At 46.7% G+C, this 15,045-nt stretch carries 12 protein-coding genes; 9 read left to right on the top strand and 3 right to left on the bottom strand.

What is annotated here, in order from left to right; translation table 11 throughout:
- The first annotated feature begins 35 nt into the window (after window positions 1-35).
- The 4 genes from FPZ43_RS19455 to FPZ43_RS18330 all read left to right on the top strand — a co-directional run bounded on the left by FPZ43_RS19455 (window position 36) and on the right by FPZ43_RS18330 (window position 5,267).
- Window positions 36-2,711, top strand: coding sequence for a sigma 54-interacting transcriptional regulator (locus tag FPZ43_RS19455; RefSeq protein ID WP_222431006.1), 2,676 nt, complete (start codon window positions 36-38; stop codon window positions 2,709-2,711).
- A gap of 80 nt (window positions 2,712-2,791) precedes the next feature.
- Window positions 2,792-3,217, top strand: coding sequence for a cupin domain-containing protein (locus tag FPZ43_RS18340; protein WP_146383387.1), 426 nt, complete (start codon window positions 2,792-2,794; stop codon window positions 3,215-3,217).
- Window positions 3,218-3,426: 209 nt separating this feature from the next.
- A complete protein-coding gene (locus FPZ43_RS18335) occupies window positions 3,427-4,182 on the top strand; it encodes an SDR family oxidoreductase (RefSeq protein WP_146383386.1) in 756 nt (251 codons plus the stop codon).
- A 410-nt stretch (window positions 4,183-4,592) separates the two neighbouring features.
- The gene (locus FPZ43_RS18330; RefSeq protein WP_146383385.1) at window positions 4,593-5,267 is read left to right on the top strand and encodes a Crp/Fnr family transcriptional regulator; all 675 of its coding nucleotides are present in this window, start codon (window positions 4,593-4,595) and stop codon (window positions 5,265-5,267) included.
- Window positions 5,268-5,389: 122 nt separating this feature from the next.
- On the opposite strand, the gene FPZ43_RS18325 is transcribed toward FPZ43_RS18330, so the two are convergent.
- Complete coding sequence (locus FPZ43_RS18325) at window positions 5,390-5,581, bottom strand: hypothetical protein (protein WP_146383384.1); 192 nt, start codon at window positions 5,579-5,581, stop codon at window positions 5,390-5,392.
- A gap of 294 nt (window positions 5,582-5,875) precedes the next feature.
- Here FPZ43_RS18325 and FPZ43_RS18320 point away from each other — a divergent pair, with 294 nt between their 5' ends.
- The 3 genes from FPZ43_RS18320 (at window position 5,876) to FPZ43_RS18310 (ending at window position 9,667) form a co-directional block, all read left to right on the top strand.
- Window positions 5,876-6,508, top strand: a complete 633-nt coding sequence (locus FPZ43_RS18320) for a hypothetical protein (protein WP_261381141.1) — start codon at window positions 5,876-5,878, stop codon at window positions 6,506-6,508.
- 181 nt (window positions 6,509-6,689) lie between these two features.
- Window positions 6,690-9,233, top strand: a complete 2,544-nt coding sequence (locus tag FPZ43_RS18315; protein WP_261381140.1) for a DUF5686 and carboxypeptidase-like regulatory domain-containing protein — start codon at window positions 6,690-6,692, stop codon at window positions 9,231-9,233.
- A gap of 59 nt (window positions 9,234-9,292) precedes the next feature.
- The gene (locus tag FPZ43_RS18310; protein WP_186461895.1) at window positions 9,293-9,667 is read left to right on the top strand and encodes a VOC family protein; all 375 of its coding nucleotides are present in this window, start codon (window positions 9,293-9,295) and stop codon (window positions 9,665-9,667) included.
- 2 nt (window positions 9,668-9,669) lie between these two features.
- Here the strand turns inward: FPZ43_RS18310 and FPZ43_RS18305 are convergent, their stop codons facing one another.
- On the bottom strand, window positions 9,670-10,908 hold the full coding sequence (locus tag FPZ43_RS18305; protein WP_146383381.1) for a deoxyribodipyrimidine photo-lyase: 1,239 nt from the start codon (window positions 10,906-10,908) through the stop codon (window positions 9,670-9,672).
- Between the two features lie 44 nt (window positions 10,909-10,952).
- A complete protein-coding gene (locus tag FPZ43_RS18300) occupies window positions 10,953-13,718 on the bottom strand; it encodes a BamA/TamA family outer membrane protein (RefSeq protein ID WP_186461894.1) in 2,766 nt (921 codons plus the stop codon).
- Window positions 13,719-13,759: 41 nt separating this feature from the next.
- Here FPZ43_RS18300 and FPZ43_RS19635 point away from each other — a divergent pair, with 41 nt between their 5' ends.
- On the top strand, window positions 13,760-14,233 hold the full coding sequence (locus FPZ43_RS19635) for an efflux RND transporter periplasmic adaptor subunit (protein WP_261381139.1): 474 nt from the start codon (window positions 13,760-13,762) through the stop codon (window positions 14,231-14,233).
- Entirely contained in the window at window positions 14,161-15,039 is an 879-nt protein-coding gene (locus tag FPZ43_RS18295) for an efflux RND transporter periplasmic adaptor subunit (RefSeq protein WP_261381148.1), read from the top strand. Before FPZ43_RS19635 ends, FPZ43_RS18295 begins: the two co-directional genes overlap by 73 nt.
- Window positions 15,040-15,045: the final 6 nt, after the last annotated feature.

Here is a 15,045-nt window from a genome sequence, read left to right as displayed (position 1 = left end):
GGCAATCAAATCCATTCACATCTATCCCTGTAACAATGACCGAATCTTTAAATATTTCCAATCCCTCATTGAATGACTCGCCCTCCTGGTTATCCGACACAATGGACCAGCTGGAATCACTTTCCAGTTTCACCCGGACACTCGCGGGAATACAATCTGCAAAAGAATTATATCAACTGATGAAAAGCCTGGTGTCGCCGGCTTTGGGTATAAGGGAATTTGCAATCTTTTCACTGGAGCCGGAGATCGGAGTGCTTCACAATTTATCAATGGAGGACGATGTTCCTGCCTCATCGACATTTAAATCATCAGTATCCCTTTTAGCAACACCGGAGTGCGATGGGGTTTCTTTTTTCGAACGTACGAACCGGCCATTAGATATAGAAGAAATGATCGCCGCTCAGAGTGCAGAGCCTTTCTTAATAAATTTTTGTGCACATAACAAGAATTTATATCGACTGTTCGAGTTACGTAATGGAAGTGAAATAACAGGACTGTGCATATTTATGTTGAACAGCGACAAAACAGCTATCTCTTATCATTCTGCATCGATTCAGTTGTTGTTCGACCAGATCAGCCTGACCGTAAGCAGGATTATTATCAACAAGAAAGTTGAGAAACAACAGGAAGAGCGGGAATTACTACTGGCACTCAGCACTTCTATCGCGAAAGTAAAAGACCACGAACAGCTACATGAAGCACTTACCAAACGGTTAAAAAATTACCTGGGATTCAGTCACATTGCCATTGCAACACATGATGAAAATCGTCATACGTTTAATCTTTTCCTGCTGGACCCTTCATCCAAATCCAGGAACCATCCTGATTACGATCATCTAAGGTCAAAGAGTTATGAGTTAAAAGACCAATTTGTAAAAATGATCAGTTCTTCGCCCTACCCTGTGAGCATTGATCTCGAGTCTTATGCTGCTGAGGAACTGCCTCTCTATCTGCGCGTAAACAGGGAAAGCGGTATTAAAATGGTCTGGGGGCTTGCATTCAGAACCGAAGAAAAAACGATAGGCATCCTGACCTTCTTTTTTGAAGAGTCCAAACCGCTGACCGCTAACCTGATGGCATTGATGACCGGTATAGGACATCTGGCCTCCGTCGCGGTATCAAATGTAATGGCGCTGCAGCAGGTCAACAAATTACTTTCGTTCAAATCGACGATGCTGTCATTCGGAATAGAACTGCGTATGACAAAAGATATCCGTGCATTATCCCGCATCATCAAAAAGCAAATGGCTGAAATTCTCAGCGTCAAAGCTTTCGCAGTATTGTTGATTTCTAAAGATCAGTCAACAGGACAGCCTTTCTTTTACGATCATGAACAGCTCCTAAGCAAAGATCCTGGTTTCGCTGAACTGATCAAAAAACCGGTACCACTGGCTTCTGATTTTTACGCGGAGATCCTGAAAAATCCGGCGCCGGCGAGATTTCCGAACAACAGTCTGGACAACAATATCCTTGGCCAACTCCTTGCCCTGACGCCGGAGGACATTCTGGTGGGCACCACCATCAAGCTTGGTGAAAACATTGCAGGTATGATGATCATGAATTGCAGCGACATGCGTATCATCAAAAGGGACCGCCAGATATTCGACAGCTTCTGCTCACAGATCGGTATCGTAATTACTAATATCCAGGCACATAAGGCCTTAGAAGCGCAGTTAAAAGAAACTGAGAAATACCGCCAGCAATTGGAAGTTGAAAAAACATACCTCTCAGAAGAAATCAGCACGCTTCATAACACCTCAGAGATCATCGGCGAAAGCAGCTCTCTTAAAGGCGTTTATCAACTGGTATCACAGGTAGCCAAGTCCAGCAGCACGGTTCTTATCCTGGGGGAAACAGGTACCGGAAAAGAGCTCTTCGCGCGTGCCATACACAACAATTCACCAAGGAAGGACAAAGTGATGATCAAAGTCAACTGCGCAGCTATTCCGGCCAATCTGATTGAAAGTGAACTATTCGGTCACGAAAAAGGGAGTTTTACCGGCGCAACAGAACGTAGACTGGGAAAGTTTGAACTCGCCAACGGCAGTACACTTTTTCTCGACGAAGTAGGTGAAATGCCACTTGATCTACAGGTAAAATTACTCCGGGCCCTGCAGGAAAAAGAGATCGAACGCGTAGGCGGAAGAACAACTATTGGGGTAGATGTACGTATCGTTGCTGCTACAAACAGGGATCTTGAAGAAGAAATGGCTGCAGGAAGGTTTCGAAGAGATCTTTATTACCGGCTGAACATTTTTCCTATTGATCTGCCGCCGCTTCGCAAACGGAGAGAAGATATTGAGATCCTTGTGAACCATTTTATCGAAAAATACAGCAAGCGATGTGGAAAACAAATTACAGGGATCGGTCCCAAAGCGCTTGAAGATCTTAAACGTTACGCATGGCCGGGCAATATACGTGAACTGGAACACATGATAGAAAGAAGTATTCTGCTGACCGGCGACAGTGTGATCAGACACATTCCGCTTCCTGCCGTGAAAGACGATTCGGTAAATGTCCCGGATTCAGAGGTTCAGTTTTCATTAAGAACAATTGATGAAAACGAAAGGGAACATATTCTGAATGTGCTCAGCTACTGCGCAGGACGGATTGCCGGCAAAGGTAACGCCGCGGACATCCTGGGTGTTCCGCCTACCACACTAAATTCAAAAATGAAAAGACTGGGTATCAGGCGTGGGCATACGAGCTGACGGCTTCAAATCCTCTTTTAATTAAGGTCATTCAACCTGCCGGTAATGTCGCCTGCAGAAAAACTTGATACATATATAAAATGAAAAAAGTACAATTAACTTTAATGGCTGTGTGCGGCCTTTTCGTGGTCAGTGCTAAAGCCCAGCATAAAATGGATATGCCGGAAGTAACAGCCACACCGCCAAAGGTCATTTTTTCAAAACTGCTGAACACCGCATCACTGAATAATCAGGAATTCAAAATGGTAGTCGTAAATTTTGCACCAGGTGAAAGCTCATCTGCACACCGCCACCCTATACCCACTTTCGGATACGTTCTTGAAGGGGAACTGGAATCGACTTTCGAGGGGAAAAAGTATCGTTACAAAAAAGGTGAGGCCTTTTACGAAGAGCCGAACGGCCTGCATAACGGCACGCGAAACGTGAGCAAAAAGAAACCTGCAAAATTGCTTGCGGTCTTTATAGGAGATAACGGGAAACCGTTCCTGGTCCCGGAAAAGAAATAACGATGAAGCCATAAAGTCTGAGATACGGCTTTATGGCTGCACACTATATTTCGTGACCAGGGGGCTATCCGCGATATTTAGTGCCCAGTCAAAATCAAAGAATGATATAGAACTCTGTTATACAATAATTTAGCCATTGGCATATAACTTGAAAAGTGTAGTTAAACCTTAATGCTTTCGATTGTACGGGAGCATCAAATCATTTTAATATGAAAATAGTAGTAATCGGTGGTACTGGTCTTATCGGTACCCAGCTTGTTGAAAAACTTCAGTCACTCGGTCATGAAACATTAGCGGCATCACCGGCAAAAGGGATCAACACGATCACAGGTGTTGGACTTGCGGATGCACTCTCAGGCGCAGATGCCGTGATCGACGTCTCAAATTCACCCGTATACAATGAGTCACTGGCCTTCTTTGAGCAATCAGGAAAAAATCTGGTCGCTGCAGCAAAAGAGGCCGGCATCAGACATTATGTGGTTTTATCGATCGTCGGTACACCCAGACTTACGGAAAGCAACTATTTCCGGGCAAAAGAGATACAGGAATCCATTGTTGTCCAAAGCGGCATTCCTTACACAATTGTCAGAGCCACACAATTCTATGAGTTTATGGGGCCGCTCGCAGACATGTACAACCAGGAGGGGATTGTTCACATCACTCCGGCGATCGTCCAGCCTATCGCATCAAGAGATGTAGCCCATAAACTGGCTGAGCTTGTTCTTGCATCGCCATTTAACCGCGTCATCAATATCGCCGGACCGAAACGTTATAGCCTGCCGGATATCGTTGGTAGCTACCTCAGTAAAATACATGACAGCCGAAATGTGGTTGCGGATGAGAAAGTCGGCTATGATGGTGTATTAGTTACCGACGATCGTCTTTCTCCTGAATCTGCAGACTGGACATCTGCTCAGTCATTCTCCGAATGGTTTGAAGAACATTTTCAGAAAGCCAGTCAATAAAAGCGAAGGCAGATGCTTGTCATTATCAGGAAGGTTCAGTTTTTTTCAATTTATTCTTAGTTTCCTGTTCTTTCTGCAGGATCTTTCTGTACCGGCGACAGCGCCTTCAGAAGCCGGGTTAACGCCCGGCTTTTTTGTTACGTCGCCTTATAGCGAATTTAACGGGGCAATCCATTTTCAGTCCTTCACGTAATGGATTGCCTTCTGAATTTCCGGATAGAAAAATTCAGAATGTGCCCGGGCTTTAAAAAATTCAAAGAAATGCCGCAGCGGTCATAACAGATGAGATGAAGTCGTTCGGCGATATACCGTTAGAAATTTAGATGATATAAATTATAAAATACTGATAATTAGCACATTAATACAATGGCATTTATTTTGGCATATGGGGTTCATAAATATCTATGATTATGGAAGCGTCAAAAATAATTCCTGCCTTAAGTGTTGCAGGTATAGGCCTGCGGCCTGTTCCGGGTATCAAATTTATTTGCGATCAGGGCATAAAGGAAAAATCCTTTAATATCCTGTGCACATATATCCAGCAACTGACCGGTTTACGATTGTCAGACGAGGAAATAAGCATTGTTCTCAACGCTGCCAAATTCAAGACTCTCCGTAAAAGGCAGTACCTGCTGCAGGAAGGGGATGTTTGCAGGTACATGAGTTTTGTGACAAATGGTGCTTTAAAAATGTACTCTGTTAATGAGCGGGGACAGGAAGCGATCGTTATCCTGGGTACGGAGAACAGCTGGATCGCAGACCGTGAAAGCATGGGTTTGCAAACTTCCTCAATCTACAATATTGAGGCGATCGAGAAAACCCATATTGTTCAGTTCACACCCGGTCAGCTTGACGCGCTGGGACAAGCCATCCCCGCTGTCGCCGAAATGACACGTCTGCAAAATAAGCAGCTGGCCATCGCTACGCAAAAGAGAATTCATGCCGCAATAAGCATGACAGCAGAGGAAAAGTATCAAGACCTGATCAGTTGCTATCCTGAATACATACAACGTTTTTCTCAAAACATGCTTGCTTCCTATCTCGGGATAAAACCGGAAACCCTCAGCAGGGTAAGGAAGCGTTGAAGATATCAAAGGATAATGCTCTGGTCATAATGATATCCCCTGGAGAAGGTAACCGGTCCTCAGTGACGTAAAGCACTGCAGCAATCCGCTTACAAGGCTGTGGCGGCGGTTTCCGGCACAGGTCAGAACAAATTATTCCAAAGCATCGCGAACATCATTCCGGGCTCCGGGCGGAAACCTCCGCTGCCTGTTTGAGATATAGCGGCGGGCTTTTGTGGCAACATTTTTTCTCTGTTGGGATAAGCCCTGCCCTTTCTGGCATTAAGCCTACCATCTTTGTTCTGTTCCGGACCTACCGGCTTAATTGTTTTCATGGTAAAGATATGATGTAAATATTTGTTGATCGGCTAACCTGCTGTCGGTGCGTAGGACGCAAACCGGCTTAAGCTTGCTGTAAAACTAGAAAATCATCAAACGGTAATCATTGACTTTTGCAATAAATATCTGTTGACCTGTAAGATCAATCGTCAATAAATTAATGTTTGTTCCCCCATTTACCAGGATTCTTCAGCTCCCGGTCCCGTCCCGTAATAAAGAAAACGGAATGTTACCAAAGGGTGGCCGGTCAAACAAATGCATTGACTATTATCAAATCTCTTTTTTGATGAATGTCATCAGTTCAGCCGGCATTTACCATCATTTTTGTTTCGTTCGAACATTTTATTTTATTAATAACAACAATTATGAAAAACTTAATTAAATCTCTTCTGACACTTATTATTATCGCACCGCTACATTTAAAGAGCGCATTTGCACAAAGCGAAAAAACAACGCCATCTGCTTACATTAGTATCGGTCCGGATGCAGGTATTCCTGTTGGGGCAATGCATCATCGTTACGACTGGAGCATTGGCGGATCCATTCAGGCTGATGTACCAATCTCAGGAAAATCATTGTATTTTGTCGGGAATGCAGGCTTCAACAACTTCTTTGCAAAAGATGATGCAGCAAATCCCCGGGACCTCCAGATGCTTCCGTTGAAAGCAGGTCTTAAATATTTTGCCGCCGGGAATTTCTACGTACAGGGGCAGGCTGGTGCATCTTTCCTTTTCAATAAGGGAAAAGGAGGTTATGATAAATCAACCGCTTTCACTTATGCTCCGCAGGTGGGCTATCAGTTTCCTGCAGGTTCAAATTATATCGACGCCGGCATCCGGTGGGAAGGCAATTCAAAATTCAATACTGGCGGAGGATGGAACAACTTTCTCGGTCTTAGGGTCGCATATGGTTTCGGCCTTTAAGGGATGATCCTGAACCACTTTTTTACAAGGCAGCGTCTGCAGATGCTGCCTTGTCATTTATAAGAATATTGATAAAAGTCAACATTCTTTTTTGTCTTTAATCAAAATTCCGGCGCTGTCATAAAAGGAACTTTGAATTATCAGCGGCAAATTAAATGCCCGGTAAATAATGAGCAATATCATGTACCGTCTTAAACTATTCCTGTTATTCTGTCTCGCTGCCCCCTGTGCAGCATCAGGGCAAACCATCACTTCCGTTCATGGTATCGTGCGCGATGCAAGGACCAGGGAACCGCTGATGCTGGTGACAATTGCGGTTCCGGGTACATCGCGGGGTGTCAGTACGGGTAAAGACGGGAGTTACAGTCTGTCCCTCGACGGTTCCGCCAGCGCAGTACGCGCCTCTTATCTTGGTTACGAAGCACAGTCAAGGGATATTATTCCGGGCAAGGACCAGCGCATCGATTTTACTATGAATCCCGTAAGTCAGACGCTTCAGGCTGTTGTCGTCCGGAGCGGCAGGCGTAAACGTTACACGAACCGCAATAATCCCGCTGTGGAGCTAATACGGAAAGTAATCGCCCATAAAAAAGAGAACCGGATAGAGAGTTATTCCTATACGCAATACAGCCAGTACGAAAAGATGTTCTTTTCACTGAGCAACCTTTCTGAAAAGTTTGTGAACAAGCGTGTTTTTAAAAACTATAAGTTCATGTTCAAAAACCAGGATTCCACCGAGATCGGCGGTAAAAACCTTTTGCCGTTGTACATGGAAGAAAAACTGTCCGATGTTTTTTATCAGAAAGACCCCGAAAGGAAAAAGCAGGTCATCCTTGCAGAAAAACAGGTTAAATTTGATGAAAATTTCGTGGATAACCAGGGATTAACGACCTATTTCAACCGCCTTTATCAAAACATCAATATTTACGATAACAACATATCCCTTTTAGGTAACCAGCTGCCCAGCCCTATCGCCGACGGTGCTCCCGGATATTATAAATTTTTCATTACGGATACGCTTAAAGATCAGCAGCCCAACCTTGTTGAATTGAGTTTCACACCGAGAAATACTACAGATATGCTTTTTGAGGGGCATATCTTTATCACGCTCGACGGCCGTTATGCTGTCGAGGGAGCCCGGCTTACCGTAAACAGGCATATCAATCTCAATTTTGTCAGGAGAATGGAAGCCAACCTGTCTTTCAGCAAAGGTCCGGGGAACAAATATTACCTCAGCGGCAGTAATCTGAAAATGGAATTCGGTATCAGCAAAAACAAGGGAGGCGGAATACTCGGAGAACGGGATGTCTCCGTCAGGGACTTTAAAGTAGATCAGCCCAAACCCAGGGAGTTTTATCAGGGCGGCGATCTGATCGTAAATGCGGATGCCCAAGAAAAAGGTGAAGCGTACTGGGATACAAACCGTTTCGATACGCTGACCAGTGCCCAGAAAGATGTGTACAAAAACATCGACAGTCTTCAAAACCTCAGGTCATTCCGCCGTACAATGGACCTCGTCACTCTACTGCTTGCCGGCTACAAGAATTTCGGATGGTTTGAAACGGGCCCCGTAAATACCTTCTACAGCTTCAATCCGGTCGAAGGATTTCGACTCCGTCTCGGGGGACGCACGACCACCGGTCTCAGCAAACGATATTATTTCGAGACCTACGGCGCTTACGGGTTTAAAGACGAGCGATTCAAATATTTCCTTAGCGGCACTTATTCGCTGAACAACAGATCGATCTACCGGTTCCCGCAGAATTACATCCGGGCAAGCTACCAGCACGACACCAAGATCCCCGGACAGGAACTGCAGTTCGTGCAGGAAGACAATTTCCTGTTGTCATTTAAAAGGGGCGATAATAATCTTTGGCTCTACAATGACCTTTTCAAGATAGACTATGTCCATGAATTTGAAAATCATCTCTCCTACCGGCTGGGCTTTAAGAAATGGGATCAGTCCCCTGCGGGAGAACTTTATTTTAAAAACGTGACGGACGGTAATGAAAACCGGATCGGAACGCTTCACACAACGGAGATATCCGCTCAAATTCGTTACGCACCGCATGAAAAATTTTATCAGGGAAAACTTTACCGAACACCTATACCGGACAGATACCCTATCCTAACCTTGGACTACACACAGGGTATCAAAAATCTTTGGGGTGGTTCCTATAGTTACTCGAATATTACCGGCAGTGCAGACAAGCGGTTTTATCTGTCCCGCCTTGGCTATACCGATATCAGGATCGAAGGCACACAGATCTTCGGGCGGGCACCGTTCCCGCTGCTTGACATTCTTCGCGCAAACCAGAGTTATGCCTTCCAGTTTTATTCGTATAATCTCATGAATTTTCTGGAATTCGTGAGCGACCATAATGTTAGTCTTTTTGTAGACCATCATTTCAATGGGTTCTTTTTCAATAAGATTCCGCTGATCAGGGCACTGAAATGGCGCGAGGTGATCAACTTCAAAAGCGTCTGGGGCGGCCTCAGGGCGGAAAATAACCCGGCCGTTCATCCCGACCTGCTGCAGCTTCCTGTGACCGCGGACCGCCAGGTGACCTATACCCTCGATAACGGCCCTTATATGGAAGGAAGTTTCGGCATCGCCAATATTTTCAAACTGCTCAGGGTCGATTACGTTCATCGCTTCAGTTACCTGGATCATCCCGACGTGATCAGGTCAGGCATCAGGTTCTATGTAAAATTCGAATTCTAACACAAACGCACGCTAATGACCGATCAGATGCGGCTTAAAAAAGTATGGCAACCAGGGAAATGAAAAAAACAAACAGCTTATACCGGCTTTCATTCAGGGGAGAAACCGCAAAAGGATCTCCGATAGAACGTTTCGCAACAACTATCCTGAACGCTAAAAACATATTGGAAGAACCCGGCCTGAAGCTGTGTCAGCTGGAAGATGGGACTTTGCTTGAATTTTATGGCACAGGTTCTTTCCCTCCGGAAAACATGTTTAAAAACGGGAATACGGTGATCAGTTTCCGGGTACCGGACCTGCAGCAATCGCTGGACAGGCTGCTGAACGAGGGCGCGCGCCTCGTCGCTGACATCAAATTCCCTCGCTCAGGCTTCGCGTTTTGTCATGTGCAGCTGAAAGATGACCAGATTATCGGTCTTTTCGAGGAGCGCTGAGCCTATTGATGAGGCCGGTCATAAAGGATTTCAGGCGATTCGCTGAATGTGAGCCGGGCTTTCTTTTCCTTCTTTTCAACGCCGGCAAGGCGGTGCCAGTGACCGGAATCTATTGATAGGGAATAGTCGATCAGTCTCTCTTCGTACAGCGCCGCTCCTTTCTTCCAGTGTTTATTAAGGTTGCGGATAAGATATAATGCCGTGATTTCTCTTGAAACATTGTTCAGGTGTCCGGTAGCATTCAGTTCCTTCATGGCCGCATCCACCGACGATTCACCTGTTTCGCCATTTTTCCACTGCTCGAACACCTTCTTTTGCCTGCCTGACATCTTTGCCGTTTCCTCATTAAGATCGGCTTTAGCCTCGAGTTGTTTTCGTTTAAAAAGAAATTTGTAATGGTCCCTCCGGATAAGACCGCAAACGACCTTACCCGTAAATCCGGTATGTTTACCGCTAACCGATCTGGTAATGCTCCAGAATATCCTCGCCGGTGATATACACCCGAACGTCAACCATGGGGTAAGATCGTCCGGACAAATGTTGGTGTAGCCATTGGTCAGTGCTGTTTGAAGCGCATGGAGCCGTGCGAACGCCGCTTCTTCTCCTCCGGTATAACGTCCGCCGACAGCGGGATCAATGCAGGACGCCGGTACGCCAAGCTTTGAAAGTATCGGAATTTCTCCCGGGTTGAGTATCACGGGGGTTCGCAGATCGTGCACTTCCGTCATTAGGGGCCGGATTTGACTGTCCCTGATCAGCTTTTTTTTGAATACACCAAAATCATCGGGGATATCTGAGATACGAAAAGGAAGATCTTCTTTGCGATAAAGGGTGTCCGGACTGAAGTATCGCAGGGTGATCTGCATTTTCCAAAGCAGCTGTTCCGTTTTCCCTGAGACAGCGTTTTCATAAGGCGTCATCTCTGCATGATGGTAAACAGAAGATACCTGATACTGTTCCGCCAGCCGTGGTATGAGGTCGGCAGGATCGCCCGTTCTTACGATAAGGTCACTGCCGGCCGCCCTGAATTTTGCGCGGAGAGCAGCGACGGATTCCAGCAGAAATCTGCCGCGGAAACTCCCTGTCCGAAAAAAGCCATATTCGTTCTTTCCAAAGTAATATGGATCAAATATGTATACGGGTAAGATCCTTTCAGCCTTACGCAGCGCCCCAGAGATCACCTCGTTATCATAGATACGGAGGTCGTTTCTGAACCAGACCATAATAGTGTTGTCATTCATGGTAAAAAAAATTAGTGATCATTTAATCATATTGACTGCCTTTGTCAGAGCCGCAGGTTAAGCGATATATAAGGGTACCAGCCTTCGGATGAATGGCCTGCAAGCACCTGGACCAAGGTTAAACCGGCAGGGGCAAAATAAATTCCGCCGCCTGCTCCGTTATGCCATTTTTCTGAATCTTCCCCTTTTACCCAGACACGGCCGGTGTCATTGAACCCGATCAGGCCCAGTTCGCCGGGCATAATATAACTGGCGACATTAAACAGTCTCAGACGTGCCTGGAAATTATTATAGGCCATATGATCGCCTGCAAACCTGTTCTGGAGATAGCCAAGCAGATTCCCCTGTCCGCCCAGAAATAGGGACTGATAGAATGCAGGGCTTCCCGCTGTGATCCCGCCGCCGGCACGGTCGCTTATGATCAGCGCCCCCGCATGGTCGAGGCGCTGATACCAGGTCAGCTCCGGCCTGATCTGTAAGAACGACCGGCTGTAGCTGTTCAGCCCTTTGTAAGCGCGGATATTCAATTCAAAATAAAATCCGCGGGAAGGTAAAAGCCGCTGGTCCCGCTGGTCCGTTTTGAACAGCATGGACACGCCAAGATGTGCTTTGTCCCTTCCGGTTGTCGTACTGTCGTAGCTATTGGTTGCGGCCGGTGATAAGCCGATAAAGCGTCCGGCATTTTCGGCAGAATTCATATGATAGAATTCAAAACCGGGACCGGCACTCAATGATGTTGACTTACCGAACCACCAGCGCAGAGCCGGCTCGAAACGGTAAGTATCATACCGGGTCCTGTAAAATGTCCGGTAGCCGGGAAACTTCATCAGTGGTGTTTGGTTGCCTCTGCCGAAAAAATTCTGCGTATTATTCGGAGCGTTAACCACAGCGTCCATCATAAAATCGGTCTTCCCTACGACCTGGACCCATTCGCCGTGATAGTTTACGCGAAAAGCAGAGGTCGCAAAAGAATGAGTCACCACTAACTGCTGCATCGTGGCATAAGGGAGTTTTCTGAAACCATTCTGCCCTGTATAGCGGAAACCTGCCCCGATCAGTAAGCCGTCATCTTTGTTTCCTGCAGCCATGGCCAGCGGCATCCACACATTGTAGGGATTGTTCTGAACGAATTGTGTATTGGAGGTATCCGCGGATAAATGTGCCCGGTAAGCTGTCTTTTTCCCAGTAAGCCTGATACTGTCAGGTTTGCTGTAGATCCCTACCGTGTTAAAAGATTCGTGAATAACATATTCCTTATTCCCGTCCTGCCCGATCAGCCGCAGCCTGATCGGTGAATATTTTATATCGATACTCACCTGATCACTGCCCCCTTGCGCATAGATCCGGATCTCTCTGGTGATCTGCGGATCATAGATCATGTTCAGGAGTTCTGAGGTCACTGTACCCTTGCTGTTCATCGCCTCAACTCTTACCCTCATCCTGCCATCTCCGGCATCGGTAACTGAGATCCGCTCCCCTTTATCGGAGAGACGAAGATCAACGATCCTGTTAACGAACCTGTAATAGCTGTCCATCGCACCCGGGATATGATCACGCCGCTTTTTCAGTTTATCATAAAGTTCAGCATGCCGGATCCCGTAAATCTCGGGCGGCAGACGTTTCAGCGCGTTAAAAAGAACTGTATCATTTTCGGCTTTTACAAACTCACGGGCAGCCCGCATCCAGTCCTCGTAAGAGAATTGAAAATCAGGATAAGGCTGAATGAACCGTGTTTTGGCGAGTGAATATTTCGGCCGCGGAATACTGCCGTCAAAATCGTCCAGAAGAGGATTTATCCAGGATACAGAAGCTATCGAAGGCCCTATACCCTCCTGAACGTGAAACACCTGATCGCGGTCCCGCGGAATTCCGGTATAGAGCTTTATTTTCCCGCTGTTGCTGAGCACCCAGCGCCATTGCTCCTCATGTCTGTCCCAGTCGCCCGCAAGGAGGTCAAGCATCCTTGCCTTCAAAAAACTCTTTCCGTCTATCCGGTAATCGTGGTCAGCAAGGACCTTTGACTGCATTTTTACCGTGTTTTCTGATTTCCCTTCGGGTTCCCTTTCTTCGAGCAAAACAACCATATGCTCGAATTTTTTATTGTATTCACCTAAGGCAGGATCATTTACGACGACACCGATAACAGGATTGGTATGCGGAACGCCGGCTGCTTCCGCCAGCGGCGGGATCACGAGCGCTCCATATGGATGCTGGCTGCTCATGGCATCATCAAACCAGTCAAGCACAAAGGTCTGCCGGAGCTGTTCCGGCAAAATTTTATCAGGTTTTTTCTCAACACTCCGGATAACCCACCCCTGTCCCCCGGCGTCTGTCAGGCGCAATGATGTGGACTGCAGACCACCACCTTCCTTAACCGGTTTGAGTCCTCCGGCAAACGCAGAGATCCTTATTAATGGGAGCTTTACGGGTGCGGCCCATTCTTCCCTGTAATTCCGGCCAAAAAACCAGCGATGGAAACTGCCGGCACTGTCATACCGGGGACGAATGCTCACCGTTACGCTATCGGGAAAGATGGTATTACCCGTTTGCGCCGAAAGAAATTCCGGCACTGCAAGAATTGATATTGTTGAAAGTATAATGATTACAAAGTATTTATTAAACATCTTATTAAGAATTAAATGACGATCAACATAATCAGCAGATAGGTTTATATGGCTGCTCAGGGATACATAAGCTTCCTTGTGCGGATACCCGGGGCTGCCTGTTACAGCAGGATGATTCCTTGAGCTCAAAATTCGGCCGCTGATCGTCGCCTTCCGATGATAAAAGGCATGAAAAAATATTGACAAAAGTCAATGCCACGGCGCTGATACCCACTCTATAGCCGGCAATGCCTGTATTTCCTGAACTACCGGTCCATGATCACTTTCCGTCAGTGTTGATTTTTATCAATGATATTTTCTGCTCTTTGTCAAGAAACCGCGGTAGTTACAGTTTTCAACTTTGTAGTCGTTACGAAACAGATAATGTCACTATGAAAAACAATGTTATGTTCTCACTGCTGGCCATTGCCCTGGCAGGGTGTTCCCAGCCCGCTTCACAGCAGTCACCTTCACCGGAAAGTTTACCGGTCAGCAGGATCACTGCAGGATCAGCCATAACCTACCAGGAATATCCCGCCACGCTGGAAGGCGCTGTAAATGTGGAGATCCGGCCCCAGATAGAAGGCATACTGGAAAGGACTTTCGTCGATGAAGGGGCTTATGTAAAAAAGGGCAACCGCTTTTTGCGATTGACGACCGTCCGTTCAGGCAGAAGTTCGCCAGTGCTGCCGCAACAGTGCTTTCGATGCAGGGTAATCTGAACAATGCCAGATTAGAAGCCGAAAAGCTCAGGCCTCTTGTTCAGAATAAAGTAGTGTCCGAATATCAGCTCAGGACTGCAAATGTGGTAGTTCAGACAGCTGAAGGAAACCTTGCTCAGGCCAGGGCGCAGCTGGGATCTGCACGTATCGATCTCGGCTACACAATTATCAAAGCGCCGACGTCGGGATTTATAGGGAGATTACCCAAAAAGAGAGGAAGCATCATATCCCCCGGCGATGTTACCGCGCTGACACAGCTTTCCGATATCAGGTCGATTCACGCCTATTTTTCTCTGGGGGAAGAAGATTTCGTGAATTTCAAGGCACAGTACCCGGGTAACGGTGTCCGGGAAAAACTGCAGCGCCTGTCACCTGTAAGGCTGATACTCGCCAACAAGTCAGTTTACGACCTTCCGGGCAGAGTGGATATGATCGACGGACAATTCGACCAGCGGACGGCAGCAATCACGTTACGTGCCACCTTTGATAATAAACAAGGTCTGCTGAGGACCGGGAATACCGGAAAAATAAAAATGGCACTCGCTCATCCCGGAGCTATAGCCATACCGGCTTCTGCAACAGTCGACCTGCAGGACAAAATATTCGTTTACGTCGTCGGCAGCGATCATAAGGCCAGACGAAAATTCATCACAGTGATCGGCAAGACCGGAGATAAATATCTTGTCGGAGAGGGGCTGACTACAGGACAGCTCATTGTCCTCAGCGGCTTTGACAGGTTACAGGACGGCACACTTATCAAACCCGTAGAAACAAAATCAGGCCAAGAGGCGATCGCCAGGAACTGATCACAA

This window comes from Mucilaginibacter pallidiroseus, from assembly GCF_007846085.1.
Lineage (GTDB): Bacteria > Bacteroidota > Bacteroidia > Sphingobacteriales > Sphingobacteriaceae > Mucilaginibacter > Mucilaginibacter pallidiroseus.
The sequence above is the reverse complement of the archived record's forward strand: the minus strand, read 5'-3'. Positions and strand labels throughout refer to the sequence as shown.